Consider the following 24059-nt stretch of genomic DNA (forward strand, 5'->3'; position numbering starts at 1 on the left):
ATTAATAAAGCTAGTTTTATAAGATTTTGGAAATTACTTCTTCTTGCGAAGACGTTTTGAAACCTGTTGCACCCTGTATTCTATCCAATCCGTTGCCACCTCAGCATCACGTCCCTTTTTCAAAGCCTTCCAGTAGCATTCCAAGGCATCGCGATCGTTATGACGTTTTTCATAAAACTCTGCTAAATGTATTAAGGCCTCCAAGGTAAACTCCCCATGGAGTTTAGATCTATCTTCCGGCTTATGTCGGGTGTTTAACGGACCGTCATTTTGCTCACGCAACCCTTTTAGGAGCGCCAATGCTTCATAAACTTCATCTTTGCGCTGGTCATCTTGATACAATTCAAAGAGATTTAGTGCCTTTAAATAGTATATCTCAGATTTCGTATAATCCATTGAAAGAAACAGTAAGCTTCCTAAATTTTGATAGCGTATAGCAAAGTCGATAGTTTGCTCAGGATAAAAATGAACCGATAATTCTAGATAATATCTTGCTTCTAGGTAATCTTCTAAGTTTTGTTCAATTTTGCTAAGGAAATAACAGCTTTCACTGAAAACCTCCTTGGTGTCAAACTTTAGACAGAGACTAACTGCTCTTTGTTGACTTTCAAGGGCTAAGCGCATTTCATTTTGGTCAAAGTAAAGTAAAGCCAAATATTGAAGTGTCGTCGATAAAGCGACCATATCCTGTAGTTGGGCAAATAGTTGACAGGCATGTTTTAAATTTCCTAGGGCTTCAGTTTTCTGCCCAAGTCTAAAGCATAATTCTCCGGAAAGAACATCCAACTCTGCCTCCCCTTTTGGGAAACCATACAAGCGACAAAGTTCTACTGCCTTTGCATATGAGTTCTTGGCACAAGTCCATTTTTCAAGAGCAGTATAAACTTGACCCATGTCAGCATAAAGCATTCCAAGCCTAAGCTGGGGGGATGATTTAGGGTAAACAGCTATTGCTTGTTCATACTCTTCAACCGCTTTCGGAAGCATTCTCTTTTTAACTGAGATACTTGCCAAACCCGCCCAGGCTTCAGCCATTCCTTTAGCGTTCTGAATCTCTTGGCAAATGCGTAAAGCTTCTTTAAACCCTTCTTCAGCAAGCTCCAAATTCCCCAGGCGCACTCTAACCGTCGCTAGAAGTCGCAGTGTAAAGGCCAGAATTTCTGGGACGGTTAATTCGTAGGCCTTTAACAAACCCTGAATGAAATATTTTTCTGCTTTAAGATATTGCTCATCTCCAAGACACTGTGTTCCATCTTCCATAAGGTTTCGCCAGATGTATAAGTCAGAATCATACATATAAATCCCTCCGTGTCTGTTCCATCATATGCACGAGGGGATTTATTGGGCATATTATAAAGATATAAGTTTTAAATATGTGAAATCCAAGGTCCAAACAAATGTTTGTGCAAAGAACTGCAGCTATGGAACGTTGACATGATAGCAAGAATTATGTCAGTTGAGATGACCTTGTAATTTAGAAATAACTTTAGAGTGAACTAGCTTGTAATCTAGACATAAAAGTCGAAATATGATAATCTTAAGCTAGAAGGGAGTGTTTGGCTTGAATACTTATCGTCCTGCACAGTCTTCAAATTACTGGATGGTTGCTCTCAAATTGGTCATTCTCATTCTGGGACTATATGTCTCAGCCATGGTCTTAAGTAAAGTGTTTTCCTTGGTATTTGCCGTAACATTTTTCGTAGTACGTATTCTCGTTTTTATAGCGGTTTCATTCGTTGTCCTTCATATTTTCCTGAAATTATTGTTTAGAGTAAATTTAATCCAGTCAGGTAAGCAATTCATTCAGCGCTAGAACATACTGGATTTTATACCTAATGCATATTTTCAAAATTGCCTAACGCTGAGCTTTCAAGAAACCAGCGTTCACGTTAGTTACACTCAATACTTTCTGCTCCCGAAAAATGATTTCCTCTTCATCAATGAAGCCGCATAGCGGAATATAAGTCTAACTAGCAGTTTTAAAACGCCTTTACAGGCGTTTTTTTTGTTTTACTTCTCATGATCTTGCTATTCAATGAATATCTTTTAGTCGAAGGAGGAGTGCCAAATGCGAATTATTATTTTCAAACGTCCCTCATGGCGAAATGTTGCTCTCTGGGGAATTCTTTTATTAGTCATGCTTGCTTACCGCGAAAATGTTACATCTGTTTTCTCTGGAAAATTAAAACCGATCTACTCAGTCAACGTTAACACCAAAGCTATTGGTCTAACCTTCGATATTAGTTGGGGAGAGAAGACGGCGGAACCCATACTAGACATTCTTAAGAAAGAAGAAATTCAAGCAACGTTTTTCCTTTCCAGTCCCTGGGCTGAAAAGCATCAAGAATTAGTGCGCAGAATGATAGCTGAAGGGCATGAAATCGGTTCGCATGGAAACCGTCATATCGATCTCAACACTTTAGGAGCAGAAGAAATAGGAAAAGAGATCACCAGTGCCCAGCAAGTCCTTGAAAAAATAACAAGTCAAAAAATACGACTAATTCGCACCCCTAATGGAGCCTATAATAATAAGGTTATTGCTACAGCCGATGAACTGGGATATCGTGTGATTCAATGGAGTGTTGATTCTCTTGACTGGAAGCGTCCCGGCCCAAGTGCCGTCGTTAATAATGTGCTTAATGGCCCCCGTCCTGGAACAGGAGCTAAACCTGGAGATATAATTCTATTTCATGCCTCCGACTCTGCTCCTGATACGATTGAAGCCTTACCTACCGTGATTCAGAGCCTTAAAAGCAAGGGGAATACTTTACTTCCTGTGGGAAAGTTATTATCTCAAGCAAGCAGTACCTGGCCACCTGAAAGCAATTTGAAAGAAGAGGCTCTCCCCGCCAAGTAACTGCCCGCCTAACTACCATTGTTCATTGGTTTCAGCCACTGCGGCGCGAAGACTGTGATCCGCTTTTAGCCGTTCATTGATTTGATTAAGGGCTTTTTGAGCATCAACATTTAATTTACCCTCAAGTCCATCCTTTATTGACCGTTCCAGTAAATCCTTACCCTCTTCTAACTTCCCTTCTTCCAAAACGCGAATTCCATTCACATAGGTTATGCAAGCATCACCCTGGGGCAGCTCTTTTAGAGAGGCGAGACTATTAGACAGACTCAACTTGTCGCCTTGGTAAATAGCAAGGATAGCTTTTTTAGTCTCAAATAACGTATTAGCAGTGCGCCATGTTTGAGCATTGATTAATTGACTAATCTCAAGAGCTTTCGACCATTGCTCTTCTTCTATTGCGACATTAAATGCCATAGACAGGCACGCAGGATTATACGGATTTAACTGTTGAGCTGCTTTGAGCTCTGTTTGTGCAGTGTGAAGATCTTCCCCAATTATGGCTGCTTGTGCTAAGGTTAAATGCCTAAGGGTCTGCTCATCAATCGATAATGCCTTCCAGTCAATATTAGTATCTGTCAGTAAACGTTGTGATTGCTGAGCATCCCCCTTTGAGATGGACATCAAACCTTTCCCCAGTGATATAAGGCTGCTGTCACTCATCTTAGCCAACACGTTCTGAGCTGAGCTTAATTTTCCCTCTTGCAAATAAAACAGGTACAACCAAAATTGATGTTTTCCGTCTTGATATGAGGCCAACTTGGATTCATCTATGTCCTTGTTTCCAACATTAAGCGCCAACCACAGGTTTGTATCTTTAACAATTGCCAGATTTTTTAAAAAGGCAGCATTTTTCTCTATCCAATGCAGTTCCTCTTGAACCTTCTGAACATCATAAACACTTTTTGCGTGTTTTAGTTGTTGCATACACCAGACGAAGGGTCCCACAGTGAACATAAAAACAACAACCAAGAAAAGTAAGAATACTGTCTTCCAGCGACTTCTATGACTTTTTTTGCGCTGACTAAACAATCCCAATCCCTCGTTTCAAAGTGCCCTTAAATGATTCAAGAGCGAAATCTCTATCCTCAACACTATTTTATATAACCTCTAATCGTTAAATCCCTTCTCAGTGTCCCTTCCAAGAAGAAAAACCTTCCCCTACAACTTCAGGCACTTCGGAAATAGCTACAAAAGCTTGAGGATCCTGATCACGAACAATTTCCTTTATTTGAGACAGTTCTGAACGGTTAATAACGCAATAAACAACTTGCTTCGCTTCACCCGAGAAAGCGCCGATTGCTTGAAAAAGTGTTACTCCTCGCTCAAGCTTATCGATAATCTCCTCAGCAATTCTCTGAGGCTGAGCAGTTACCACCAAAACTGACTTAGATACACTTAAGCCCTCTTGAACGAGATCCACAACCCGTGTAGCAATAAACATATAAATCATGGCATACATAGCCATTTCTGGGCCAAACAAAATGGCTGCGCCCAGAAAGATAACCGCATCAATTCCAAGTAGGATTTGTCCAACACTAAAAGAGGTAGTTCTAGTAAGCAATACCGCCAATATATCAGTTCCGCCAAGCGATCCTCTGGATCGGAAAATGAGGCCCATTCCAATTCCTGTAAGAACTCCGCCAGATATCGCGGCCAACAATGTATCATTGGTTAAGGCTGGCAGATGTGTAGTCAGAGAAAGCGTCGCTGAGAGAACTCCCACACCTACAATACTGAACACTAAAAAATCTCTTCCCACCATACGCAGTCCGAGGAAAAAAAGTGGTAGATTTAAAAGGAGAACAGCCCAACTAACTGGCCAACCAAATAAGTAATGCAGAATTATCGAGATCCCTGTGACTCCGCCATCAGCTATTCCATTAGGAATAATTAATGTATTGATACTTACGCTTACAATAGTTGAACCAATTACGATTCCAAAAAAGTGCTTAAACAAATACCATGTAAAATAGTCACGAAAACGCCTCAGCAATAGGAACCCCCGTTCTTCACCTGTAACAGTGCATTGTTATCTTTTAAATTATACAGTAGAGTCTTTTAAGAAACAAATCCAAAGATAACTTATCTTTTACTATATCATAAAGGGAATATCGCATTCAATGGATCCTGCTATTTAGCTTGACAAAATACTCATAATTAGATAAAGTATTGAAGTGCCTCTTATAAGCGCTCGTAGCTCAGTGGATAGAGTGACGGTTTCCGAAGCCGGAGGTCGCAGGTTCAAATCCCGCCGGGCGCACCATGATAAATTTGCCACAACTTTTGTTGTGGCTTTTGCTGTAAATATTATTCATTTATATGACAGCCAATCGCTCAGTTATCTTAAACAAGATGACAAGCTACGAAATGATCATTTCCAATTCTCTATAATTCGGATCCTGCTCCTTGCAAATAGTTTGTACTTTAGAGCAACGCGTATGAAATCGACAGCCTGAAGGGGGATTAACTGGGCTGGGAACATCTCCTTTAAGAATTATGCGATCTTTTTTAGCGGTTGGATCCGGAACAGGTATAGCTGATAATAAAGCGATTGTATAAGGATGTTGAGGATTTTTATAGAGTTCCTCTGAATTTGCAAGTTCAGCAATCTTACCCAAATACATAACTGCAACGCAGTTACTAATATGTTTAACTACTGATAAGTCATGTGCAATAAATAAATACGTCAAATGGTACTCTTTTTGTAAATCTTCAAGTAAGTTAATCAACTGTGCTTGAATCGACAAATCTAGTGCCGATACTGGTTCGTCGCAGATAATCAACTTTGGGTTAAGAGCTAAAGCTCTAGCGATTCCAATCCGCTGTCGTTGTCCTCCCGAAAATTCATGTGGATAACGTGCTCCGTGATAAGGACTTAAACCTACGACTTCCAAGATCTTACAAACTTGTTTCTCTCGCTCGGCACGACTCGAAACTCCCTGAATCAAAATAGGCTCTGCAATGATATCCCCCACTCTCATGCGAGGATTCAAAGAAGCATATGAATCTTGGAAAATCATTTGCATCTGACTACGCATTTGGCGCATTTCTTCATGGGAAAGCTGATTCAGAACCTTCCCCTCAAAAATGACCTTTCCTTTGCTTGGTTCCAGTAATCTTAAGATTACCCGTCCAATTGTGGATTTGCCACATCCGCTTTCTCCAACTAATCCTAGTGTTTCTCCGCGACGAATTTCGAAAGAAACCCCGTCAACTGCTTTAAGATCACCTACATACCGCTGAACTGCTATTCCCTTCTTGATAGGAAAATATTTCTTCAGATTCTCAACCTTTAACAGGGTTTCAGTTGTTTTCTTAGTTTCAATCATGTCGCTTACCCTCTTCTTCATATAAAAAGCAGCTTACGAAATGCCCTGGTTCATTCTCGAGCCAGGTCGGTTTTTGTTGTTCACAAATGAGCTTTTTATGATTACATCGCTGTGCAAAGTTACACCCCTGCGGTAAATTTCGCAGATCAGGGGGTTGCCCTTGAATAGGTTCCAGATGTTGTTTTGCCCACACATCAAGTTTTGGCAACGATCCTAGCAATCCCCATGTATACGGATGCATAGGCTTGGTAAACAAAGAAACAACATCCGTGTATTCGACCGTATTTCCAGCATACATTACTAACACTTTTTGGCACAATTCTGCGACAATCCCTAAATCGTGGGTAATCAACATAATCGCTGCACCATATTCCCTTTTCAAGTCATTCATCAAATCTAAAATCTGAGCCTGAATAGTAACATCGAGCGCTGTTGTTGGCTCGTTAGCAATGAGAAGTTTTGGATTACAGGATAGAGCCATAACGATCATAACACGTTGTCTCATACCACCACTAAATTGATGCGGATAATTGTCAATGCGTACTTCCGCTTCAGGAATAGCAACCCTTTTTAACATTTCGACAGCCTTTTTTTTCGCCTCAGTACGTCCTGCTTTCTGATGAAGCATAATAGCTTCCATTATTTGATCTCCAACAGTAAGTACTGGATTTAAAGATGTCATAGGGTCCTGAAAAATCATAGCAATATCATTGCCACGGATCCTCATTAATTCATCCTCCGAAGCCTTGAGCAAATCTTTGCCATTAAACATTACTTCTCCACTTACGATTTTACCTGGAGGGATAGGAATCAGACGCATAATAGACATGGCCGTAACACTTTTTCCTGAACCCGATTCACCTACAACTCCAAGAGTCTCTCCTATTTGAATCTCAAGGTTCACGCCATCTACAGCCTTTATATCCCCGGCATCCGTGTAAAAATAAGTTCTAAGTTCTTTAACACGAAGTAACAATTCTTGATCCATTACTTTATCCTCCTAAGGTTCAAGCGCGGATCCAGAGCATTACTCAACCCGTCACCTAATAAATTGTAACCTAGTACAGTAAAAAAAATGGCTTCACCGGGCCAAGCAACCAGCCACGAAGCATTAAAGATGAAGTCTTTGCCTTCTGCCAGCATCGATCCCCAACTCGGAGCAGGAGGCCGAACTCCAAGGCCTAAGAAGCTCAATCCTGCCTCAGCTAAAATAACTCCTCCGATATTCAGGGCAGTGTAAACAATCACAGGTGCTAAAGCGTTGGGAAGGATATGTCTTAAAATAATTCGTCTGTCTTTTGCCCCGATAGAGCGAGCTGCTTCTATTATTTACTTTCTTTAACTAAGATAACTTGTCCGCGGACAAGGCGCGCATAATTTGTCCATCCCACTATCCCCAAGGCAAAGAAGATATTTAGCAAGTTTGGTCCAAAAAAAGTCATGATTGCAATTGCCAAAAGGAAAAATGGAAATGCTGAGAAAATATCCGTAATTCTCATCATTAGTAAATCAAGCCATCCCCCATAATAGCCTGAAAAAGCACCAATGATGACTCCTATGACTAAGGAAATACTTGTAGCCACCACACCGATGATTAATGAAGCCCTAGCTCCGTAGACAATTCTGCTAAAAACATCTCGTCCCAGAACATCCGTACCCATTAAGTGAGCCAAGTTAGGTTCTTTTAGTGAATCTTTCAAAGCAATCTGTACCGGATCATACGGGGCAATAACATTGGCAAATAAGGCTACCAATATTAAGAAAACAACTAAGAAAAGGCCAAATATCGCACGCTTATTTCTTTTCAGGCGAACCCATATTTCCAAGAAAAGTGAGGATGTTTCATATAATTCCAAGGTTTTATCGGCATCTGAATTAGTTGACATTTTCCTACCTCCTTAGCCGTTAATCATATCGAATGCGAGGATTTAAAAATGCATAGGAAATATCTACAAGCAAGTTCATAACCACAAAAACGAGGGCTAGAAAGAGCGTAGCCCCTTGGACAACAGGATAATCTCTTCTGGAGATGGCATTAAAAAGCATGTATCCAATTCCAGGAAGCGAAAAAATTGTCTCGATTAAAATCGTGCCACCCATTAAGCTCGCAAAATCCATACCTGCATGCGTAGACACTGGAATAAGCGCATTTTTCATCCCATGTTTGAAAACAACGGCCCGTTTAGAAAGACCTTTAGCACGTGCGGTACGAATATAATCCTCACCTAAAACTTCTAACATGCTAGAGCGAGTCAGTCCGGCATACATTGCCATTGAAGCAAAACCTAGTGCAAATCCGGGTAAGATATAGTATTGAAGATGAAACCCTTCACCACCAGATCCACTGATTGGCAATACACGAAAAATAACGCCAAATACCAATTGCAAGACCATCCCCAACCAGAAAGTTGGCAACGAGAGACCTATTAACGTAAAAAAGGTAGTAAAATTATCCCAAAAACTGTATTGCCTAACTGCGGACAACACTCCAATAAGTACACCAAATATTATCGCAATCGCTGAAGATACCAATGCTAAGCAAAAGGTAACAGGGATTTTATCTAAGAGCATCTGGGAAACCTCTTGATGTTGTATGTAGGATCGACCAAAATTTCCATGCAGGACATTCCAAAGGTAGTTTAGATAACGAGTTAAAAAGGGCAGATCTAATCCCAATTCCATGCGAACACTTTCCATGGTTTGAGGAGAAATATGTTGTCCTAACATTAATGCTACCGGATCTCCAGGGACAAAAGACATCATCCCAAAAGTCAACATTGATATCCCTAAGATAACAGGTATCAATTGAAAAATACGCCGAATGACAAAACGTATCACAAATTAGCTTCCTCCTAAAATTCAAACAATTTACTCGAATAGTCGTACATTAAATTGGAGTTTATGCATCAGTAAGCATAAACTCCAATATTAATTGCACCAAAGTTACTTGGATAACCAGACTATACGCATATCTTTATGATCTAAAGCACTAATGGTCAGGTCATGAACTTTCTTTCCTAACAAACGAAGATAGTTAGGGTTAAATGTCCAAACGGCAGGTTGATCTTCTACGACTAATTCTTGGATCTTTTTGTAGATATCCATACGTTTGGTTGTGTCAGTTTCCTCTAAGCCTTGAGTCAGTAGACTTTCAACCACTGGGTTAGAATAAAAAACAACATTATTCATCCCCCATTGAGATTTGGAATAAAGAATGTTCAGGAAATTAGCCGGATCCGGATAATCCGCAACCCAGTTTACGCGGAACATTTGATTTTCGCCTGACTGCATAGCTTTAACGTAGGAACCCCATTCCATGTTTCTTAGCTCGATTTGAATTCCAATCTCTTTCAATTGGCCTTGGAAAGCTTCTGCAACTTTTTGATTTTCTTGATTAAAGTTGTAGGCATACTGAATCGGTGCGAGGCCTTTGCCATCGGGGTACCCTGCTAAAGCTAAATATTCTTTAGCTTTAGCAGGGTCAAATTTTGGTGCTTTTAGGTCTATATCATAGCTTAGCATTGTTGAAGGCAATGGTCCGTTGGACAGAGTTGAGTTTCCCTCTAGTACAGTATCAATGATACTCTGGGGATCAAGAGCGTAGGCAATTGCCTTGCGTAAGTTAACATTATCCTTAAACGGCACCTTAGTCAGGTTAAATCCGATAAACTGTGTAGTTAAAGTGGTTTGATTAATGGTTTGATCAGGGAATTCCATATTAATAGATTTTCTTTGACCTGGAGGCAACATATCCACATAATCCAAGTTTCCAGCACGAAACTCATTTAAAGCCGTCGATTCATTATTAAAAATTTTATAGACGACTCTATCGACATGTGCCTTGGTTCCATAATAATCATCAAACTTCTCTATTGTTACGTCTTGATCGGAATTCCATTTAACGAACTTGAAGGCTCCTGTTCCAATTAAAGTTTCGGGAGTGGCGACAGGCGTACCAAAATCTTTACCCGCCTTTAGCGCAGATTCTATCTTATAAATACTGACTGCCGGGTGCCCCAAAGAGGTTAGAAAAGCTGCATTCTTTTCTCTTAAAGTCACTTCAATCGTATAATCATCAATCTTTTTTAGTCCTGAAATTGTCTTGGCTTCTCCACTATTCACATCAGCGAATCCAACAATAGGTTCAAGTGGGAAGGCAACGGGGGAAAGTGTGTCTTTGGCAGCTAAACGATTCCAGACATCTAAAACATCCTGAGCTTTTACTGCAGTTCCATCATGAAATTTAACGTCATCGCGTATATGAAATTTAATAACTTTCTTATCCGCAGAATAATCCCATTTTTCCGCTATAGCGGGCATTACTTCTAAAGAGGAAGGATCGTATTTTACAAGTCCATCATAGAGTTCTTTGCCAATTTGTATGCCATTAATTTCTTCTAAAAAGGCCGGTTCCAGAGCTGAAGGACTTGAAATCATCCCAAAACGAAATGTTCCACCATCAACAGGAGTTGCACCGCTTGGTTTATCCCCATTTGTCAGTGCAGTGTTCGGTCCACATCCGGACAGGATTAAAGTTATTGATAACAAAACCGCAATAACCAAATACCAACGTCCTGTACCCTTTAGCATCCTTTTTCCCTCCTTAGCCTTCGCCATGGATGACTTTTGTTACAATTCCATAAATGTCCCTGTGAATATCTTCCTTACTTCGCAACTGACCATTATGTACGCAATTTACCATTTCCCAGCCAAATGATGCTCTGATCTGAGTAGCATTGTTATATGAGTGAACTAAGTAATCATAATTCCTTTCATGTATGTCCTTTTCACCGTCGCCAAATTTGTTAGATCTGTTGTTTATTAGGATCTGACTGTATTGTGGATGCATATCGAGGAAAATTACGCAATCAGGTACTGGAAGTTTGAACTTTACGAACTCCAAGTCCCATAACCAATTGAGATATTCGTCCCGTTCGTCAGGGTTGATTATTTTAGCCGCCTGATGAACCATATTGGATGTGGTGTACCTGTCAGCTAAAATAATGCCGCCACTCTGATAGAAGTCTCCCCACTTTTTTTTATAGGAAGCATATCTATCAGTAGCATAGAAAGTAGACGCAGCATAGGGATTGACATCATTCGGATTATTGCCAAATTCCCCATTCAAATACATTTTGATAAGAGCAGAGGACTTGCTCTGGTAATCAGGAAATTCTACATGCTTAACGTTATAATTATACAGGGATAGTTTATCAAACAATAATTTTGTTTGCGTCGCCTTGCCACTGCCATCTCCTGCTTCTATGACTATGAGTTTTCCTTTCAAAAAAACCGGCTCCTTCTTTATGCTTTATATCTACTATAAAGTTTTGATTAAAGTAATTAGCGTTACTTTAATGATTAGTCTATCAATAAAATTGCATTTCAACAACACTTTAATAGTTAATTGTAAGATTTAATTACAAAATCGAAAGCACCTCTCTTTTGCCCTAAAGCTAAAAGGAGATGCTTTTATAATTGAATTTTTCAAGTCTTTTCTATTTCTAGCTAACCTTGCTCATAACTCTCAACTTGTCAGCTAACAAAGCTATGAATTCTGAGTTTGTAGGTTTTTGTCGCTCAATGTTCATTGAATATCCGAAAATTCTCTTCAAGGTATCAGTATGTCCACGTTCCCATGCCAACTCTATTGCGTGGCGAATACCACGTTCTACTCTGCTCGGAGCAGTATCGAATTTCTTGGCAATACTTGGGTATAGCTCTTTGGTTACCGCTCCTAGCAATGAAACATCTTCAACCACCATCAGAATAGCGTCTCTAATATATTGGTATCCTTTTACATGAGCTGGAATCCCAATTTGATGCATCATCGTCGTCACTTCTACACACAGGTTCAATCCACTTCCAACGGTTGAAACAACAATGGGTGAAGCGGAGGAATTATGGTTAGGCTGGGATGAAGGTATATCCTGAGTTAAAGAACGAATACGTTTACTGAGAATATCCAAATCAAAGGGTTTAAGTATAAAATAGTCGACACCGAGCATCATTGCTTGATGAGTAAGTGATTCCTGTCCAAAGGCTGTTAACATGATTATTTTAGGTCGATTTATTGTTGTACGCGAGTTAATTCTTTCCAATACACCTAATCCATCCAAATTAGGCATTACTAAATCAAGAATGATTAAATCCGGTTCCTGGCTTTGAATAAGTTCCCACGCTTCTAAACCATTATTTGCAACTCCAACAACGATTAAATCTTCTTGGCCTTGGAGATAGTTTTGTAGCATTTGACATAAATTACGATTATCATCGGCAACAATTATTTTTATTTTCTTACTCATTCTTAAAATCATCCCGCCTTAAATGTATTCCGGTCCAGCATTAGCGCCATAATTTGCATTTGCATCTCTCCGGTGCTTTTATTATACGCTATGGTTGATGTCGAAATCGCAAATAATAAGTCAACACTAATTTCCGCTCAAAAGTGAGGTAAGACCTAACTTCAAGGCACTTATTTGGATATTTATGGTATTTATATTTATCGCAAAATCTACCACTATTTTCCATATCGATTACTACGTGGCGTAAGATTATCGAATTAATACTAACACAATCGAGATTTATCAAACCGCTGGGTATAATACAATTTTCTTTAATTAAATACATGAATTACGAAGAAGCATTAAAAAATAAAGTATATTTCAGTGTTAAGTTTATTGTTATTTTTGGTTATACTATGGTCGAATGATAGTTAAGAAGGTAAGGGAGGATGATATTATGATAGCTGCAGTCGACAAAGATGCTTGTATTGGTTGTGGAGCTTGCCCGGAATTTTGCCCTGAGGTTTTTAAGATGGAAGATGACGGATTAGCCGTAGCCTATACTAACCCTGTACCAAGTGAAGTTGAGTCAGCTGCCAAAGATGCTGCTGACGGCTGTCCTACAGATGCTATACATGTCGAATAATTTAAATTGACTAAATCTAGATTAAAGGGTTAAGACAATCAAAACGCGGATGGCAATGCATCCGCGTTTTCTTAATGTTTTGTTTGCTCCGCAAATTCACGCAGTCCATCTATTCCGATTCGGTCAATGAGACGTCCAATCCGTTCTTGTGGCTTGGCATTTTCTTTATAATACGAAATGACCGCATCCATAACCGATAATACTTGCTCCCTCTGCAAATTTTCCAAAAGGATATTACCCGGTCTTGGCTTAACTCCGCCATTTCCGCCTACATACAAATGATATCCTTTGCTAGTACCCATCAATCCTAAATCGACCGAAGCTGAGTCTGTACATTTATTGGGACAACCGGCAACCCCGATTTTAAATTTAGAGGGTAACTGCATGCCATGATAACGTTTATCAATTTCCACCCCTAGAGATAGTGTTTCTTGCAGACCTCTTTTACAAAAAGTATCGCCTGGGCAAACTTTTACACTTCGCACACATAATCCGACAGCATGTCCAGGGTCCATGCCAAGTTCATCCCAGATTTTAGGGACATCCTCGGGTTTTAGTCCAACGATAGCGATACGCTGAGCAGAAGTCACCTTAATTGCTTGGGCATGATATTTTTCAGAGACATCAGCTATCTTACGCAGGATTTCCGGAGTCGCAACACCAGCCGGTATATGAGGAGCAATTGAATAAGTTTTCTTATCCATTTGCAAAATTCCTCCCGCTGGTTGAGCTTTTGCAGCAGCCTCCGCCGACATCTCGCCTTGTTCCACAGAATTTACTTTTGCCAACAAGACATTAGGATCTAAATTATGCATTTGTGCTGCATTGGCCAGAGTTTCATTGACTGAAAAAGCACACCCTAAACAGTGTAATCCTAATTCCTGCATTGCTTCTGCTGTTTTTGGATTGGAGGACATTATGTCTTTTAATTTCATATCTAGTGTAAAGCGCATCTACTCAACTCCTAACCATGAATAAGCATTGGCAAACAACGCGTACATACATGTTTTTCTTCACCTTGATGAGCATAAGTCAATATAGGAGCTAATTCGCTTGTAGTTCCACAATGATCGCACTCCATCTCAGGAGTTTCTTTTTTAACGTCTGCCATTGAAATAACCTCCTTCTTCATGATCATAGATTAACATGCCTGCCATCGCTTAAGTGTGACCTAAAACACATTTCTGAGTGTATTTAAGCACGCTCCAAAGTAAACCTATTTCAGCCTCAGTTTAAACCAATGTTCGACAAACTATGCAATGACTTGTACTTATTCTTTAATCTGATCAATGATCCAACTAATACCTTAATAAGTTTTCGTTATGAATTCATCTATCTCAAACTTATAATTCGAGAAACACGGTGTACCCAATGAGGTACACCGTGTTTCAAACTATTTCCTTATAACTAAGTCAAAATTCAGTTGGTAAACAGATATAATATTAACCCAATAGCTAAGTAGACAATACCCACATATAAGCGTAAAGGGGCTTTACTCACTTGAGTACTTGAACTCATACTGTTATAAGGTCTAAACTGACCCTCCATCTTGATCCCCCCCAATATACGAGAGATCGTTGATCCGCTTAATTCCTTGAATTTGCCAACCCTTTTCAGTTTTAGCCAGGCTCATAGAAAATGTTACCTGCTGCACTTTTTCTAACGACGATGTCCATGAAACACGCACAATGACATCCTGCGAACCCTCCATATCAGGATTCATAAACTCCACTTTTTGTAATGACAACATTGGATCCTTGTTCATTAGGGTCTCCCAAACCTTAAACTCACTTTCATCCGCAGAACCCTTTGGTAAGCTTAGCAGATCGCAAGCTAAGTCAATTTGGCGCAAATCCATATATTTCCAGAATTGTTGGATTGTCTTCCTTTGAGAATTCCCGTATTGTGGATCCGCTAGAGTCGATATCACTGCTTGAGGTGTTTTCAATACGACTATTGTAATTAGACATAAGAGTGATATCCCAATTAACCATACATAACGACTTTGACGCATAATTTCCCTCCTTGCTTGTCTCTACCATATATTCTAGGAGGGAAAAGCAAATTTCAGACCACTTTAACCAAAAACTTTTCTTAATACATTAAGCACGAACTCCGGTAACCGAACATAATAAATTCGCATAGTCTCCTTCCTCCTTTGCATCCCATTTAATATCCATTACTCAGTGGTAATGTATGCAGACAAAGCGGGGAATGACCTTCTAAACGGATTGGTAATTCTTTACTGCCTCCTCGAGTTGAGCAACAAGTAAACGCTCCTCCTCAGTATTTGCTGTAAAATAAAGCCGTCCAATAATGCCGGTTATAACTTTTAGGACGTCTTCCAAAACTAACTTCTCTTTCATAGCTAATTGGGCACTGGTTTCTATCAAGGCAATTCCAAATTGATGCCCTACACCCTCCTTAATCATGCGGGTACAACTCTTTCCTAACAACCTCATGACTAAAGAAGCTTCCTGAACATCTAGTTGACGAACTGCATCAATTGTTGTCGTTAAGCCTTGCACCATACGTAATCCCACGCTATTCCAACTTACTTGTTGATTTTCCATTAATATGTCCCCCCTAAACATTCAGTTCCCGTGCCATACTATATGCCTGAAGCGTTACAAGGGTGAAAAAAAGAGCAGAGAAGGTAAATACCTTCTCTGCTCTTGAGAGACTTGTCATATTTAGCTTGTAATTCTTGATTGGCAGTTCGCATTGACCCCAGACAAGACGGTCGGACCTAAATGTGCCCCCAACTCTTGTCACTAACCGAATTCACAACTAATTCATAAGCTGGACATAACTGCCCGCCCCAAAGCTAAAGCGCAGTGTGACACGAGCGCGACGTCTTTATGTAAGCAGAAAAGCAAACTTCCGTTTAGGCGACCCCGGATACGGGACAGTTTACAGGGCCCCCTCCCGCCATCATGCAGGAAGGCTAATCCGTGGGAAGACAGTGTCTTCGGGCTCTGGGGACACCAGTCCATCCAGGGAGAATGTACACTGCCGCCAGTGAGCCAAGGCGACTCATCTGGCGGAACACTCACCACCCGTGTTCCGCCCCGCTCCCCAGAGAAAAGAGCTTAAACGGTTAGTTTTCTTTACGTCGTAAGCACCGAGCGCTGTGTCGTAAAAGTCCCCTCTATTTTCCTAATTTCGCAACCTTAAATGTCGAAACCATTAAAAAAGACAAAATAAACATACTGCCCAAGTAAATATACCATGGCAACATTGTTCGAAAAAACATTAACAGAGCCATAAAACCACCAGCGAAAGTAATCGGTACGCCAACAAAATAAGTCGTAATATTAAGCATGTTAAAACGAGCTAAACGTACAGCACCGCATAAAGCAAAAACTGCAGCAATACCTAACCCTGTATACCTCACGTAATCTGGCTGAGGATACAAGATTGCTTGGTAAGTAAGAATAGCAGGCGCCACCCCAAAAGAAACCAAGTCACTTAGTGAATCAAGTTCTTTACCAAAATCAGAGCTCACTGAAAGTCTGCGGGCTACCTTTCCGTCCAAACTGTCCATAAGAACAGAAAGCACAATCATAGCTGCTGCTAAAGTGTACTGCCCTTCAATAACCCAGATCAGTGCCAGGAAACCAAACAGCAAATTTGCTAAGGTGAAGATACTTGGGATCATGCGTGCAGTAATCGGATTTTTCCTCATTCCACACTCACCTTCCCGACTATAGTTAGTCCTCCTCGCACCTTATCTCCTTGTTTAACCATTATTTCAACATTGGTCGGCACAAAAATTTCTGTACATGATCCAAACTTAATCAAGCCAAATCTTTCCCCTTTGGTCATGACATCTCCTCTATCAACCCAGCACACTATGCGACGAGCAATAAATCCTGTCACTTGTGTCACTAAAATTTTCAAGTGACTATTTTCAATTCCTACAAAGTTCTTTTCATTCAGCTCCGAAGCATGGCTTTTAAAGGCGGGAATCATTTTACCCGGGCGATAGGCACGAAAAACAACTTCTCCAGCCATTGGACTGCGATTAACATGGACATTAAAAACGCTTAAGAAGATTCGAACACGAATGCTTTCTCCATTAAAGAATTGGTCCTCATAGACCCTTTCTACATCCATAACTACCCCGTCTGCAGGGGAAACTAACGTTAATTCGTCAATAGGCACTTGCCTTTCCGGGTTTCGGAAAAAAAATAAAACAAATAAAAACAGAATTCCTGGTAAAATAATAAGCCACGGCCAAACCCAATAGGCTAAAGCCGTTAGCCCTGCTAATATCGCAAGATACATCCAACCATCGCGGGAAATGGGATATTGTTTCACCTAAAAATTGACCTCCTCCTCTTGATTTACTCTAGTCTATCATTTTTAGGACGATTATAAAAGCTCTTCGCTTAAATCCCTGGTATATTCCTCGATTTTTCGAAATACGAGTGCATTCTCTCCTCGAATATGGGTCCTTATTGGCAATGAACCTAAAAAGAATCTTCCGTAATATTTTTCAATGACCCGATCATCCAGTAAGATGACGACCCCTCGATCCCCCTTAGAGCGAATCAGACGCCCGAATCCTTGTTTAAAACGAATAACCGCTTCAGGCAAAAGGAGTTCATGGAAAGGATCCCGTCCTTGAGATTTTAGATACTCAGAGCGGGCCTCTATTAATGGCAACGAAGGAGGCCAAAATGGAAGCTTAACCAAAATGACACAAGATAATGTATCGCCGGGAATATCTATTCCCTCCCAAAAGCTGTTAGCCCCCAAAAGAACACTCTTAGAATTCCTTTTAAAAGCTTCAAGCAACGTGCTGCGCTCACCTTGTATTCCTTGAGCCAAGGATTCAATTCCATCCTTAGCCAGTAAAGGACTCAAATACTCATACGTTTGCCGTAGCATATTGTGAGCAGTAAATAAAACCATTGTCCGACCATTCATTCGCCCTGCAACTTCAGCAATAAACTGAGCAAGTTCTATTGCCTTTTCCCCATCAGTATTTTGAAGGTTCATCCCTTTTTTAACTACAATAAATTGCATCTGTCGCTCATAGTCAAAGGGGGAATCAACCTGTGCAGTTAGAGTAGACTTTGGTAATCCAATATCTTGAAGAAAATGTTCGAATGAATTTGAGATGCTTAAGGTGGCTGACGTCAAAATGACGGAATCGAGACGTGAAAATATCTTTTCTCTTAGAATTTCACTAACTTCAATTGGAGAAGTCTTTAAATACAATCTAGAAGATTGTTCAAGCCAAGTTACTTGTTTAGGATTATTTACATTTATCGCCAGTATAAGCGTGTCTACAAATGATTGTAAGTCTCTCTGATGACCATTTAAGGTATATTTTAGTTCCTCAATCTCATCTGCGTCATCTCCACTTAGGACGCTTGTTAAACTTTCGAGGACGGTAAGCAGGCCTTTGAGTCTTCCCACTAAGTTTTCGATCTGAACGTTAAGTCCTGCCCACCAAGGTTTAACTGTATGTTGGGTAACAAATCGGAACGTTCGCTCCATTCCTAGAATCATCGACAGCAACTCGAATAATTCTTTCATCTGTTCTAAGACACTCGCACAAGTTTCAGGAACTCCCTCCAACCGTTTAGTAAATATCTCCCAGGGCACAGATGGCACACTGCTTGCAAGTGACTGCAGACGTTGTTTGGTTGTCCCATAAAAATTCATTCCGGTTGGCCGATATATATTATCAATAATTCGCGTGACATTTTCTAGACTTAGTTCAGAACCGAGGTGTTGCAGTGCCGTTTGATAGATCTGATGGGCCTCATCAATCACTAATTGATGATATTCAGGCAAGACATTATAATCTGTTTTTAGATCCGAGAAAAGGAGTGAATGATTAACAATCAGAACATCAGACTCTTCAGCCTTTTTTCTAGCTCTAAGCAAGAAGCAAACTCCAGCTTTCGAGCACCTTCCCGGAATACAGGTTTCATTATCCGCATTTATATTTGGCCAAAGTTCCATGAGTCCAGGAACTTTCGAAAGTTCTTGGATGTCCCCCGTTAAGGTTTCTCTTAACCAAACTAGGACACTTAATACTGCCAGTTTTTGTTGGTTGCCTAATATTTCTCGATTAACTAAGCACCCTTGCCATTTTTTGAGGCAACAATAATTACTTTTCCCTTTTAGTACAGAGGTTCTAAACGAAAACGGCAACACCGCTTCTAAAATCGGAATATCCTTTTTCTGAAGTTGTTCCTGAAGTGGAATTGTATGGGTCGCTACAACGACTTTTTGACCGGTTTTTTTAGCTGACCATAGGCTTGGAATCAAATATGCAAATGATTTTCCTGTCCCAGTGCCAGCTTCAACAACAACGTGTTGTGAAGAAGAAAGCCCTTTAGCTATTAATCTTGCCATTTTCACTTGACCCGGTCTGCTTTCATAACTTGGTAAATTTTGTTCGAGGTTCCCTCCCGGAGAAAAATTGTCTACTACCCAGTCTATAGATTCCGGAATACTTGTCGATATCTTTTCAGTGGCAAACAGGCCGTCGTCTGTAAAAGGAGTAAGAACTAGATCCGTACGGATTGGGCGGTCAGGAAAGGACATAATAATTTCTTTATGCAATTGTTCAATAAAATCTTTACCTACCCATTCCGCCATAAAGCCTTTGGCATGATTAAAAAAGCTCAAATCAAACTTCAAGCCTTTATTCCAGCAAGCTTCAAAAAGCTTCCAAGTTAACCAGGCCTTTTCTTCCGACGGATGTAGTGTTTCATCTTTTAATGGTAATGAAAGCTTATCAGCCAAGTATGACAGTTGGTAATGATGCATAGTTGGGAAAAAAACCTTGCTTAAGTCTAATGTATCCCATAAAGGTTGCTGAAAACGAACGTTTAACTTCCTTTCAAGAATAGAGAGGCAGCCCGATATTTCATGACCAACTAGAACTGCATCACCAAGAAAATTTATGATTTCTTGGTGATCACTAGATAGTAGCAACTCATTACCAAGTTTCTCTATTTGAAGATCCATATGCAATTTACCGGTTACTCCTTGTAAAAGATAACGACATGATTCGTGAATCTGTCCGTTACGAACTCGAAGTGCAGCAAATTCATTGAATTTATCACTTTCAAGCTCCAAGTCCAATGTCTCCACATCAAAAAACACGATATCCTTATCCACAAATGTTGACCCCTCTCTTAATGATATTGTACACTATTTTCAACTTTCGGACCAACAAAGCAGGATTTTTCAAAATCCATAGCGAATACTCTTTATGAATTTGAAATTCGACTATCTTTGATTAGGAAGAGGGATTCCCCATTGTTGAAAAAAAGGATATCGATGTTCGGACTCAGTCTCGCGATTTTATTCGCCGGTCTTTTCCTTAACGGATGTTCTCCCAAACCCTTTTTAACACAAGACGGAACATATGTAATCTTGACTGTTTCTCCTTCAGGAATGACCCAATCAGAGCTGGTAGAATTACCTTGGAACACGAATATGGCGGTACTGCAAAAATTCCTCTTAGAGGCATCGTTTGTCCTGAGCGATTTACACACTCCCAATTCATTGGGAACATCTACAGAGACCCCAGTTAAAGCAACGAGAATACAAGCTAATTTCCCTCAACCAAAGCGCATGAAATTTGTAGTAGACAACAAAGTACTTACGATAGATGTACAGTCTATACAAATAGAGGTAGAAGGGGCAAATGTGGGGCAAGTTATCCTCAATCAGACAATTATATTACAGGGGATTGAAAATCCAAACCTTCAACCAGCTTTTCTGGAGTTAACAGATGCGTTGCATAAAGTGGAATAGAAAGTTGCATTAATGCAACTTTTCTTTTTGTACTGTAATACTGAAACTAGTAACACTAAACCTGGCGTTAATGCACCAAAAGCTTGGCGACTACCCCCAAGCTTTCTTATCAAGGAGTCTATTACAAAAAAACAGCTTGAACGTCCATATTTGGATAAAGACTGCTTAACCAGAGACACTATATTTCATTAGAAACCTATATCTTGACTATTGTTTTGCTTGACTATCATCGCTAAATCTAAAAATTTTGCAATGTGCGATAGGGGAATAAATTTATGATTTTTATGCTGGATAATCATGATTCCTTTACTTATAACCTTTACCAATACTTCGGTGAACTTGGTGAAGATGTCATAGTCAAACGTCGAGATTCGTGCACTCTTAAAGATATCGAAGAGTTGCATCCCGACCTGATTGTGTTATCACCTGGTCCTTGTACACCCGATGAAGCTCCCCTATCCCTAGCTGTTATCGAACACTTTAAAGGTCAAATCCCAATTTTAGGGGTATGTCTCGGACATCAAGCTATAGGACAATTTTTTGGAGGAAAGGTTATCCGTGCCAAGCAACCAATTCACGGGAAAACAATGCCTATTCGACATGATCAACAGGGAGTCTTCCGAGAACTTGTCAATCCTTTGGAAGTAACACGTTATCATTCTTTGATAATCGAGCGTTCTACCCTTCCTGAAGAACTCATAATTACCGCAGAAACAACCGATGGAGAAATAATGGGTATTCGCCATACTGAACTGCCGATAGAAGGCATTCAATTTCATCCTGAAGCGATCTTAACTCAGTCTGGTCATCAATTATTAAAAAACGCCCTTCAAAATGCCAAGTTATGGCAGCACAATAATTCTCCCTCACAATGGGTGGTTCAGCCACTTTCTTTGTCAATTCCCCCTTATCTCTTATTCCAATCATTTAAAGAAGAGCCCTCCCCTTTTTTCCTGGATAGTGGAAATGATTACAAAGAACTCGGCCAGTATTCTTATATGGGGTCATCCCCTTTTTTAGAAGCCACAGCCTATCCAGATCAACTCGAACTAATATGGCCCTACCTTTCAAAGCAAGACTTAACCCCTCTTCAACGATCTGAATCTCTAAACTTTCTTGATGATATAAATCGTAAATACCGTGTACTTAATTCTCCTTTTCCCTTTTCCGGTGGGGCCGTTGGATTTTTAAGTTATGACCTAAAAAATGAAATTGAGCAACTTTCAAAGTATGCTAAAGATGACATGAACTTACCGCTGTGGCGTTTTGCCTGGTATGATGGAATCGTTATTTATGATCATGATCAGTGTAAATATTGGATTGCTGCCTGTGGTATTGAAGAAGATGGAAGATGTCGTGCTGAATCAGCTCTTACTCGAATCCAACGCTTGGAACAAAAATTAAATACATTTGCCAGAGAGAAAGCCCAGCAAAAAACATTTGACGCATTAGAAACTCAAACCTATTCTAAAATCGAACCAAGTGTCACGAGAGAACAATATTTAGCAGATTTACAGCGTGTAATTGACTATATCTACGCAGGTGATATTTATCAGGCCAATCTCACCCAACGCTTCTACGTGAATTGGGAAGGAGATGCCTGGAATCTGTACTCTCAACTTCATCAACAAAATCCTGCTCCCTTCGCTGCCTTTCTGCCTTACTCAGATTTTCAAGTTCTTTGCAGCTCTCCTGAACGGTTTATACGAATTAAACCGGAAGGACAAATAGAGACTCGTCCGATTAAAGGTACCCGTCCGCGTGAAGACTCACCTTCGGCTGATCAACAACAAGCCGTTGAGCTTCAAAACAGCCCCAAAGATCGTGCGGAATTAACTATGATTATTGATTTAGAGCGCAACGATATCGGGCGTATTTGCAAGTTTGGAACGGTTAAAGTTCCTAATTTGATTAGGCTGGAAAAATATCCAACAGTCTGGCATCTTGTCTCGAGTATTACCGGACAATTGTTGCCAGGGTTAAAACCAAGTGAGATCTTAAATGCAGTTTTCCCTGGGGGGTCAATCACCGGTGCTCCAAAAATTAGAGCTATGGAGATTATCGAAGAGTTAGAGCCGCATACTCGTGGGCTTTATACTGGAAGCATAGGTTATATGGGCTTTGATGGTGCCTGGGACTTTAATATTGTCATACGCACCATCTTATTAAAGGATGGAAAGGCCTTTATCCATGCTGGAGGTGGGATTGTTGCAGACTCCAGACCCGAGGCTGAATATACTGAGACTCTCGATAAAGCTAAAGCACTTTTTAGGGTTTTGAAAGGAAGTTTACATGATTCCCGATGAAATGATTTTAACCAATGATCGTTTGGTTTTATTTGGATTTGGACTTTTTGAAACTCTTCTTATCACCGAGTGCGGGCCATTATTTTCTGATCTGCATTGGAAACGTATGTACAAGGGCGCTCAGATACTCGGCCTCAGGTTGCCAGATAAACAAGAATGGTTACGACTTATCCAAGGGTTTATCCAACAAACCCCGGAAACCCACCCATATGCCCTGAGGATCACTCTAAGCGGCGGATCACCATTGACCCGGCATCCTGCCCGACTTCTGCTTCACAAACGTTCAATACCATACACACTTGAACAGTATGCCTCAGGGATACAGCTTAACATGTTGCCTTACCCTAGGAATGAACAATCTCCTTTGTGCTCTGTTAAATCGACAAATTACCTGGAAAATATTTTGGCAAAGGAAGAAGCTGGTCGCCATGGGTGTGAAGAAGGCTTATGGCTTAATACCCAAGGATTCCTTGCTGAAGGAACAATGAGTAATCTCTTTTTTCTGAAAGATGGAACTCTCTTTACCCCTTCACTTTCTAGTGGGTGTTTACCTGGAACTCGTCGTCAAGTTATTCTAAATTTAGCTCGCTCTCAACAAATCTCTATACAAGAAGGCTTATACACCTTATCTGACCTCTTATCGTCTGATGAAATCTTTATGACTAACTCCTTAATGGGTATAATGCCAGTTAGTAAAGTCAACGCTACTTCCTTTCTGGTGTCTCCATTAGGCACCCTAGATTCAGGAATGAGATGCCTTGAAACTGCGTACAAGAATTTTGTTAAGACATCCGCCTATATTCTTGATACATAAATTCTAAATACAAGAGAGGTGCCCAGTGATAA

Annotated in this window: 23 protein-coding genes, 1 tRNA gene and 1 pseudogene; 7 read left to right on the forward strand and 18 right to left on the reverse strand. The window is 40.2% G+C overall.

Annotation, left to right across the window (positions count from 1 at the left end; genetic code table 11):
• Window positions 1–33 precede the first annotated feature (33 nt).
• A complete protein-coding gene (locus LJE72_RS13705; RefSeq protein ID WP_229248199.1) occupies window positions 34–1296 on the reverse strand; it encodes a tetratricopeptide repeat protein in 1263 nt (420 codons plus the stop codon).
• 256 nt (window positions 1297–1552) lie between these two features.
• Between LJE72_RS13705 and LJE72_RS13710 the strand changes: the two genes are divergently transcribed.
• Together LJE72_RS13710 and LJE72_RS13715 are read left to right on the forward strand one after the other, a co-directional pair.
• Window positions 1553–1813 carry a hypothetical protein gene (locus LJE72_RS13710; protein WP_396391067.1) on the forward strand — a complete coding sequence of 87 codons (261 nt, stop codon included), beginning with the start codon at window positions 1553–1555 and terminating at the stop codon, window positions 1811–1813.
• Between the two features lie 255 nt (window positions 1814–2068).
• Window positions 2069–2857 carry a polysaccharide deacetylase family protein gene (locus LJE72_RS13715; RefSeq protein WP_229248201.1) on the forward strand — a complete coding sequence of 263 codons (789 nt, stop codon included), beginning with the start codon at window positions 2069–2071 and terminating at the stop codon, window positions 2855–2857.
• Window positions 2858–2869: 12 nt separating this feature from the next.
• Here the strand turns inward: LJE72_RS13715 and LJE72_RS13720 are convergent, their stop codons facing one another.
• Both LJE72_RS13720 and LJE72_RS13725 read right to left on the reverse strand, forming a co-directional pair.
• Complete coding sequence (locus LJE72_RS13720) at window positions 2870–3886, reverse strand: tetratricopeptide repeat protein (RefSeq protein ID WP_229248203.1); 1017 nt, start codon at window positions 3884–3886, stop codon at window positions 2870–2872.
• A 97-nt stretch (window positions 3887–3983) separates the two neighbouring features.
• Complete coding sequence (locus LJE72_RS13725; RefSeq protein ID WP_229248205.1) at window positions 3984–4850, reverse strand: YitT family protein; 867 nt, start codon at window positions 4848–4850, stop codon at window positions 3984–3986.
• 194 nt (window positions 4851–5044) lie between these two features.
• On the opposite strand from LJE72_RS13725, the gene LJE72_RS13730 reads away from it, so the two are divergent.
• A tRNA-Arg gene (locus LJE72_RS13730) sits at window positions 5045–5120 on the forward strand.
• An 80-nt stretch (window positions 5121–5200) separates the two neighbouring features.
• Here the strand turns inward: LJE72_RS13730 and LJE72_RS13735 are convergent.
• The 8 genes and pseudogenes from LJE72_RS13735 to spo0A form a co-directional block, all read right to left on the reverse strand.
• Window positions 5201–6186, reverse strand: a pseudogene (locus LJE72_RS13735) (ABC transporter ATP-binding protein).
• Complete coding sequence (locus LJE72_RS13740; protein ID WP_229248207.1) at window positions 6179–7174, reverse strand: ABC transporter ATP-binding protein; 996 nt, start codon at window positions 7172–7174, stop codon at window positions 6179–6181. The pseudogene LJE72_RS13735 and the gene LJE72_RS13740 overlap by 8 nt, the downstream one beginning before the upstream one ends.
• On the reverse strand, window positions 7174–7515 hold the full coding sequence (locus LJE72_RS26280) for an ABC transporter permease (protein WP_312038934.1): 342 nt from the start codon (window positions 7513–7515) through the stop codon (window positions 7174–7176). Before LJE72_RS26280 ends, LJE72_RS13740 begins: the two co-directional genes overlap by 1 nt.
• A complete protein-coding gene (locus tag LJE72_RS26285) occupies window positions 7512–8072 on the reverse strand; it encodes an ABC transporter permease (RefSeq protein ID WP_282437907.1) in 561 nt (186 codons plus the stop codon). The genes LJE72_RS26280 and LJE72_RS26285 overlap by 4 nt, the downstream gene beginning before the upstream one ends.
• A gap of 19 nt (window positions 8073–8091) precedes the next feature.
• Window positions 8092–9024: an ABC transporter permease gene (locus LJE72_RS13750; RefSeq protein WP_229248208.1), complete on the reverse strand. Its 933-nt coding sequence runs from the start codon at window positions 9022–9024 to the stop codon at window positions 8092–8094.
• Between the two features lie 105 nt (window positions 9025–9129).
• On the reverse strand, window positions 9130–10776 hold the full coding sequence (locus LJE72_RS13755; protein WP_229248210.1) for an ABC transporter substrate-binding protein: 1647 nt from the start codon (window positions 10774–10776) through the stop codon (window positions 9130–9132).
• A 13-nt stretch (window positions 10777–10789) separates the two neighbouring features.
• Window positions 10790–11473, reverse strand: coding sequence for a dTMP kinase (locus LJE72_RS13760; RefSeq protein ID WP_229248211.1), 684 nt, complete (start codon window positions 11471–11473; stop codon window positions 10790–10792).
• Window positions 11474–11690: 217 nt separating this feature from the next.
• A complete protein-coding gene (gene spo0A / locus LJE72_RS13765) occupies window positions 11691–12491 on the reverse strand; it encodes a sporulation transcription factor Spo0A (protein ID WP_073029290.1) in 801 nt (266 codons plus the stop codon).
• A 436-nt stretch (window positions 12492–12927) separates the two neighbouring features.
• On the opposite strand from spo0A, the gene LJE72_RS13770 reads away from it, so the two are divergent.
• Window positions 12928–13116 (forward strand): ferredoxin, encoded by a 189-nt coding sequence (locus LJE72_RS13770; protein WP_229248212.1) that lies wholly within the window; start codon window positions 12928–12930, stop codon window positions 13114–13116.
• Between the two features lie 71 nt (window positions 13117–13187).
• On the opposite strand, the gene LJE72_RS13775 is transcribed toward LJE72_RS13770, so the two are convergent.
• From LJE72_RS13775 to LJE72_RS13805, 7 genes are all read right to left on the reverse strand, one after another.
• Window positions 13188–14069, reverse strand: a complete 882-nt coding sequence (locus LJE72_RS13775) for a DUF1858 domain-containing protein (protein WP_229248213.1) — start codon at window positions 14067–14069, stop codon at window positions 13188–13190.
• Between the two features lie 11 nt (window positions 14070–14080).
• Window positions 14081–14227 (reverse strand): hypothetical protein, encoded by a 147-nt coding sequence (locus LJE72_RS13780; protein ID WP_229248214.1) that lies wholly within the window; start codon window positions 14225–14227, stop codon window positions 14081–14083.
• Window positions 14228–14647: 420 nt separating this feature from the next.
• Window positions 14648–15130, reverse strand: a complete 483-nt coding sequence (locus LJE72_RS13785) for a hypothetical protein (RefSeq protein WP_229248215.1) — start codon at window positions 15128–15130, stop codon at window positions 14648–14650.
• A 208-nt stretch (window positions 15131–15338) separates the two neighbouring features.
• Window positions 15339–15689 (reverse strand): recombinase, encoded by a 351-nt coding sequence (locus tag LJE72_RS13790; protein ID WP_073029294.1) that lies wholly within the window; start codon window positions 15687–15689, stop codon window positions 15339–15341.
• A gap of 578 nt (window positions 15690–16267) precedes the next feature.
• Window positions 16268–16804: a CDP-diacylglycerol--serine O-phosphatidyltransferase gene (gene pssA / locus LJE72_RS13795; RefSeq protein ID WP_229248217.1), complete on the reverse strand. Its 537-nt coding sequence runs from the start codon at window positions 16802–16804 to the stop codon at window positions 16268–16270.
• On the reverse strand, window positions 16801–17439 hold the full coding sequence (locus LJE72_RS13800; protein WP_229248219.1) for a phosphatidylserine decarboxylase family protein: 639 nt from the start codon (window positions 17437–17439) through the stop codon (window positions 16801–16803). The genes pssA and LJE72_RS13800 overlap by 4 nt, the downstream gene beginning before the upstream one ends.
• A 54-nt stretch (window positions 17440–17493) precedes the next feature.
• Entirely contained in the window at window positions 17494–20265 is a 2772-nt protein-coding gene (locus LJE72_RS13805) for a helicase C-terminal domain-containing protein (RefSeq protein ID WP_229248221.1), read from the reverse strand.
• A gap of 141 nt (window positions 20266–20406) precedes the next feature.
• Here LJE72_RS13805 and LJE72_RS13810 point away from each other — a divergent pair, with 141 nt between their 5' ends.
• The 3 genes from LJE72_RS13810 (at window position 20407) to LJE72_RS13820 (ending at window position 24027) form a co-directional block, all read left to right on the forward strand.
• Window positions 20407–20907 carry a hypothetical protein gene (locus tag LJE72_RS13810; RefSeq protein WP_229248223.1) on the forward strand — a complete coding sequence of 167 codons (501 nt, stop codon included), beginning with the start codon at window positions 20407–20409 and terminating at the stop codon, window positions 20905–20907.
• A 275-nt stretch (window positions 20908–21182) separates the two neighbouring features.
• Window positions 21183–23213, forward strand: a complete 2031-nt coding sequence (gene pabB, locus LJE72_RS13815; protein WP_229248224.1) for an aminodeoxychorismate synthase component I — start codon at window positions 21183–21185, stop codon at window positions 23211–23213.
• Window positions 23200–24027 carry an aminotransferase class IV gene (locus LJE72_RS13820; RefSeq protein ID WP_229248225.1) on the forward strand — a complete coding sequence of 276 codons (828 nt, stop codon included), beginning with the start codon at window positions 23200–23202 and terminating at the stop codon, window positions 24025–24027. The genes pabB and LJE72_RS13820 overlap by 14 nt, the downstream gene beginning before the upstream one ends.
• Window positions 24028–24059: the final 32 nt, after the last annotated feature.

The sequence above is a fragment of the Desulfosporosinus shakirovi genome (assembly GCF_020595055.1).
Classification (GTDB): Bacteria; Bacillota; Desulfitobacteriia; order Desulfitobacteriales; family Desulfitobacteriaceae; genus Desulfosporosinus; species Desulfosporosinus shakirovi.

What these genes read in the sequence shown, in the direction of transcription:
- LJE72_RS13705 (WP_229248199.1), bottom strand. Translation starts at nt 1,296, where the DNA reads ATGTATGATTCTGACTTATACATCTGGCGAAACCTTATGGAAGATGGA.
- LJE72_RS13715 (WP_229248201.1), top strand. Translation starts at nt 2,069, where the DNA reads ATGCGAATTATTATTTTCAAACGTCCCTCATGGCGAAATGTTGCTCTC.
- LJE72_RS13740 (WP_229248207.1), bottom strand. Translation starts at nt 7,174, where the DNA reads ATGGATCAAGAATTGTTACTTCGTGTTAAAGAACTTAGAACTTATTTT.
- LJE72_RS26285 (WP_282437907.1), bottom strand. Translation starts at nt 8,072, where the DNA reads ATGTCAACTAATTCAGATGCCGATAAAACCTTGGAATTATATGAAACA.
- LJE72_RS13755 (WP_229248210.1), bottom strand. Translation starts at nt 10,776, where the DNA reads ATGCTAAAGGGTACAGGACGTTGGTATTTGGTTATTGCGGTTTTGTTA.
- spo0A (WP_073029290.1), bottom strand. Translation starts at nt 12,491, where the DNA reads ATGAGTAAGAAAATAAAAATAATTGTTGCCGATGATAATCGTAATTTA.
- LJE72_RS13770 (WP_229248212.1), top strand. Translation starts at nt 12,928, where the DNA reads ATGATAGCTGCAGTCGACAAAGATGCTTGTATTGGTTGTGGAGCTTGC.
- LJE72_RS13775 (WP_229248213.1), bottom strand. Translation starts at nt 14,069, where the DNA reads ATGCGCTTTACACTAGATATGAAATTAAAAGACATAATGTCCTCCAAT.
- LJE72_RS13780 (WP_229248214.1), bottom strand. Translation starts at nt 14,227, where the DNA reads ATGGCAGACGTTAAAAAAGAAACTCCTGAGATGGAGTGCGATCATTGT.
- LJE72_RS13785 (WP_229248215.1), bottom strand. Translation starts at nt 15,130, where the DNA reads ATGCGTCAAAGTCGTTATGTATGGTTAATTGGGATATCACTCTTATGT.
- LJE72_RS13790 (WP_073029294.1), bottom strand. Translation starts at nt 15,689, where the DNA reads ATGGAAAATCAACAAGTAAGTTGGAATAGCGTGGGATTACGTATGGTG.
- pssA (WP_229248217.1), bottom strand. Translation starts at nt 16,804, where the DNA reads ATGAGGAAAAATCCGATTACTGCACGCATGATCCCAAGTATCTTCACC.
- pabB (WP_229248224.1), top strand. Translation starts at nt 21,183, where the DNA reads ATGATTTTTATGCTGGATAATCATGATTCCTTTACTTATAACCTTTAC.
- LJE72_RS13820 (WP_229248225.1), top strand. Translation starts at nt 23,200, where the DNA reads ATGATTCCCGATGAAATGATTTTAACCAATGATCGTTTGGTTTTATTT.